This is a genomic window from Agromyces sp. P1_H4, assembly GCF_056405255.1.
This window is the reverse complement of sequence record NZ_JBFUCL010000338.1, coordinates 1-4,043: the sequence shown is the minus strand read 5'-3', so window position 1 is coordinate 4,043 and position 4,043 is coordinate 1. Positions and strand designations below refer to the sequence as shown.

7 protein-coding genes are annotated in these 4,043 nt (G+C 73.1%); 5 read left to right on the top strand and 2 right to left on the bottom strand.

Features of this window, described 5'->3' with window-relative positions:
* The 5 genes from AC1DY2_RS16605 to rpsT all read left to right on the top strand — a co-directional run.
* Positions 1 to 286, top strand: a 286-nt coding sequence (locus tag AC1DY2_RS16605; protein WP_476763418.1) for a response regulator transcription factor, incomplete at its 5' end; no start/stop codon positions are given.
* A gap of 3 nt (positions 287 to 289) precedes the next feature.
* A complete protein-coding gene (locus AC1DY2_RS16600) occupies positions 290 to 1,075 on the top strand; it encodes an alpha/beta fold hydrolase (protein ID WP_476763417.1) in 786 nt (261 codons plus the stop codon).
* Positions 1,076 to 1,158: 83 nt separating this feature from the next.
* A complete protein-coding gene (locus AC1DY2_RS16595; RefSeq protein WP_476763416.1) occupies positions 1,159 to 1,635 on the top strand; it encodes a VOC family protein in 477 nt (158 codons plus the stop codon).
* Between the two features lie 3 nt (positions 1,636 to 1,638).
* Positions 1,639 to 1,995, top strand: a complete 357-nt coding sequence (locus tag AC1DY2_RS16590; protein WP_476763415.1) for a VOC family protein — start codon at positions 1,639 to 1,641, stop codon at positions 1,993 to 1,995.
* Positions 1,996 to 2,178: 183 nt separating this feature from the next.
* Positions 2,179 to 2,439, top strand: coding sequence for a 30S ribosomal protein S20 (gene rpsT, locus AC1DY2_RS16585; RefSeq protein WP_159607402.1), 261 nt, complete (start codon positions 2,179 to 2,181; stop codon positions 2,437 to 2,439).
* Between the two features lie 108 nt (positions 2,440 to 2,547).
* Here rpsT and holA read toward each other — a convergent pair whose 3' ends face one another.
* On the bottom strand, positions 2,548 to 3,591 hold the full coding sequence (gene holA, locus AC1DY2_RS16580; RefSeq protein ID WP_476763414.1) for a DNA polymerase III subunit delta: 1,044 nt from the start codon (positions 3,589 to 3,591) through the stop codon (positions 2,548 to 2,550).
* A gap of 25 nt (positions 3,592 to 3,616) precedes the next feature.
* Positions 3,617 to 4,043 (bottom strand): ComEC/Rec2 family competence protein (locus tag AC1DY2_RS16575; RefSeq protein ID WP_476763413.1); only part of this gene is annotated, 427 nt, incomplete at its 5' end.

Here is a 4,043-nt window from a genome sequence, read left to right as displayed (position 1 = left end):
CGTGGCCGCTGTGCGGGCCGCGGCCGTCGGCGAGGCGGCGCTCGCCTCCTCGGTGTCGTCGCGCCTCGACGCCTCCCAGGGCGCCGAGCGACTCACCGTCCGCGAGGCCGAGGTGCTCACGCTCGTGGCCGACGGCCGGTCGAACCGCGACATCGGTCGCGAGCTGTTCCTCAGCGAGGCGACCGTGAAGTCGCACCTCGTGCACATCTTCACGAAGCTCGGGGTCGGCTCCCGCACGGCGGCCGTGGCGCGGGCCCGCGAGCTCGGGGCGATCCGGTCGGGCTGACGGATGCCCCGCGCCCGCGTCGTGCTCGTGCACGGACTCCGCACCTCGGCCACGATGTGGCGGCGGCAGCTCGCCGCGCTCGCGCGTCACGACATCGACGCGGTCGCGATCGACCTCCCGTCGCACGGCACGCGCAGCGGCGAGCCGTTCACCCTCGACGACGCCATGCGCGTGATCGGCGAGGCGGTCCCCGAACGTGAGGCGGACGCGTCGAGCACGCCGACGCTCCTCGTCGGCCTCAGCCTCGGCGGGTACCTGTCGATCGAGTTCGCCTCGCGGCATCCGGGGCGGATCGACGGACTGGTCGCCGCCTCGTGCGGCACTCGGCCACGGGGCGTCGGACTCGAGGGCTACCGGCGGATCGCCGCGCTCATCGCCCGGCTCCCCGACCACGGGCGCGGCCTGAACGAACTCACCGCGCGCATGTTCCTCTCGCCCGAGGGCGTCGACGACGTGCTCGCCGGAGGTGTGGCGCTGCATGCGATGGCTCCGGTGCTCGGCTCGATCGGCCGCCTCGACGTCGAGGCCGCGCTCGCGCGCATCGACGTGCCGGTCTGGCTCGTGAACGGCCGCCTCGACCACTTCCGCATCGAGGAGCGGCGGATGCTCCGTGCCGCTCCCCGCGCACGCCTGGTGATCGTTCCCGGCGCGACGCACCTCGTGAGCCTCGTGCGCCCCGAGGAGTTCACCGCCGTCGTGCTCGGCGCCGTCGCCGAGCTGGAGTGGGAGCAGGTGCGGCGCCGGCGTCCGGATCCGCGTCCGCGAGCACGGTCCGACGCGTCGGCGTAGCGGCGGAGTCGATGGTCCGCCACCCCTTGCGGCCCGCCCCGACGCGGACGAGCCTCGTGCGCAGGAGTGGACGGAGGATCGACATGCAGCGCACGTATCCCGAGGGCGTCCCGTCGTGGATCGACCTCGAGGCGCCCGACCTCGACGAGGCCCAGCGGTTCTACGGCKGTCTCTTCGGGTGGACGTTCGAGGCCGCCCCAGGCCCTCGGGGCGACGCGGCGCACGTCGTCGCCCGACTCGACGGCCGAGCGGCGGCCGGACTCGGCGCGGCTGCGGCCCCCGCGCCGGCGGTGGACCCCCCGACGTGGAACACGTACGTGGCCGTCGCCGACCTCGATGCCGCCGTCGCACGGGTCGCCGGAGCCGGCGGCCACGTCATCGCCGGGCCGGCCGACGTGGGGCGGGCCGGGCGTGCGGCCGGCGTGGTCGATCCGGCCGGTGCACCATTCCGGCTCTGGCAGGCGGGCGCGCGCGTGGGCGTGCAGGTCGTAAACGAGCCCGGCGCGTGGAACTTCAGCGACCTGCACACGTCCGATCCCGAGCAACCGGGGTTCTACTAGGAGGTGTTCGGCTGGGAGTTCGCCGACCTCGGTTTCGCCACCCTCATCCGCTGCCCCGGCTACGGGGACCACCTCGCGGCCACGGTCGACCCCGACATCCGGCAACGCCAGGCGAGCGCGATCACGCCGCCCAGGTTCGAGGACGCGATCGGGTGGCTGGCGCCGTCCCATGACGGCGAACCGCCGCACTGGCACGTCACCTTCACCGTCGCCGACCGTGACGAGGCCGCATCGACGGCCGAGCGCCTCGACGGCACCGTGCTGGCCTCGACCGACACCGACTGGACTCAGGAGGCCCTCATCCGCGACCCCCAGGGCGGGGTGTTCACGGCCAGCCGGTTCGTGCCGCCCGAGCGGTGAGCCCAGCGCCGTCGAACCCTGCGCCGTCGTACCCCGCCGACCCGCCGCTTTGGCGGGTCGAAGGCGAACTGGTATCGTTGTCTGTTGGCTTCCGTGTGGGTCCCACCCCGCACGATTCGCCGGTGAGGCCCCTCTACCTTCATCGGCACATCCGGTACCCACACACGAACGAAAGATACCCACGTGGCAAACATCAAGTCGCAGATCAAGCGCATCCGCACCAACCTGAAGGCGCAGGAGCGCAACAAGGCCGTCAAGAGCGAGGTCAAGAGCGCCGTGCGCGCCGCCCGCGAGGCGATCGCCACCGGCGACAAGGACAAGGCGACGACCGCCCTGCGCAACGCGACCCGCAAGCTCGACAAGGCCGCCAGCAAGGGCGTCATCCACAAGAACCAGGCCGCGAACCGCAAGTCGGCCATCGCGAAGCAGGTCGCCGCGCTCTGACGCACGACCGTTGACGAAGGCCCCGCACATCGTGCGGGGCCTTCGTCGTTTCCTGCGCCGGCCGTACACCCCCGTGCGTGGCATTGACGGGCGCGGTCGGATGCTCCGTCAGGACGACGTGCGCCCGCGAGCGGCGATGACGCCGACCAGCCGTTCGAGCGCGAACACGGGATCGCGCTCGGCGCCCTTGACGGCGGCGTCGGTCGCGGCGAGCGACTCGATGGCTCGCTGGAGGCCCTCGTCGGTCCAGCCGGCGAGGTCTCGGCGGGCGCGGTCGACCTGCCACGGCGCGAGCCCGAGCGACGATGCCACCTGCGCGCCGCCTCCCCTGACGCCCGACACCTTGGCCATCGTGCGCACCTTCATCGCGAACGCCGCCACCATCGGCACCGGATCGGCGCCGCTGTCGAGGGCGTGCCGGAGTGCCACCAGCGCTTCGCCGTGGCGCCCCGCGATCGCCGCATCGGCGACGGCGAAGGCGTTCGTCTCCACACGCCCGCCGTAGTAGCGCCCGACGACGGCCTCGGTGATCTCTCCCGGTGCGTCGGCGATGAGCTGACGGCAGGCGGCCGAGAGCTCGGCCAGGTCGTCGGCGAACGCCGCGACGAGCGCACGCAGCGCCCGGGCGTCGATCCTGCGTCCGGCGGCACGGAACTCCGCCGCCGCGAAGTCCTGCTTCTCGGATTCCCGCTTGAGCTCGGCGCAGACGATCTCGACGCCGGCGCCCGACCCCGCGCGGATGGCGTCGAGGAGCTTCTTGCCGCGCTGACCCCCCGCGTGCCGCAACAGCAACGTGGTGCCCTCGGCGGTCTGCTCGAGGTACTCGAGCGCGTCGATGAGGAAGTCGTCGCTGGCCCGCTCGACGGCGGTGACRCGGATGAGTCGTGGCTCACCGAACAGCGACGGGCTGGCGAGGGTGAGCAGCTCGCCACGGCGGTAGCCGTCGGCCTCGAGATCGCTCACCTCGAGCGCGGGGTCCTCGGATCGAAGGAAGTCGCGCAGCATCGTGCTCGCGCGTTCGGCGAGGACCGTCTCGGCGCCGCTGACGAGCACCACCGGTGCCGGGCGGATCTCGTTCCACGAGAGCTGCGGGATCGCGGCCGCCTTCGCTCGCGTCGTACCTGCTCGCGTCGCACCTGCTCGCGCTGCCACCGCACCTCCCCGTCCGGGTGCAAGTCTACGGGCCGGGTCCGACGTCGCCCCGCTCGGCCCAGACGTCGAAGCCGCCCTCGGCGGCGGCGATCGTGATGGTGCCCGAACGGTCGGTGCGCACCACGGAGGTGCCCTCGTCGCCGAGGATCCCCAGCAACCGATCGGTGGGATGACCGTACCCGTTGTCGAGGCCGACCCCGATCACGCCGATCGTGGCATGCAGGCGCTCGTACAGTGACGCGCTCTGGTCGGCGGATCCATGGTGCGCGACCTTCACCAGGTCGACCGCCCCGAGGTCCGCCGACCGGAGGAGCCGGTCCTGCGCCCCCTCCCCGAGGTCGCCCAGGAAGAGCCCGCGGAACGCCGGCGCATCGACCTCGACGACGACGCTCGCGTCGTTGCCGGGCGCCGCGCGCGGCAACGGCCAGAGCACGCGCCACTGGGCCTCGCCG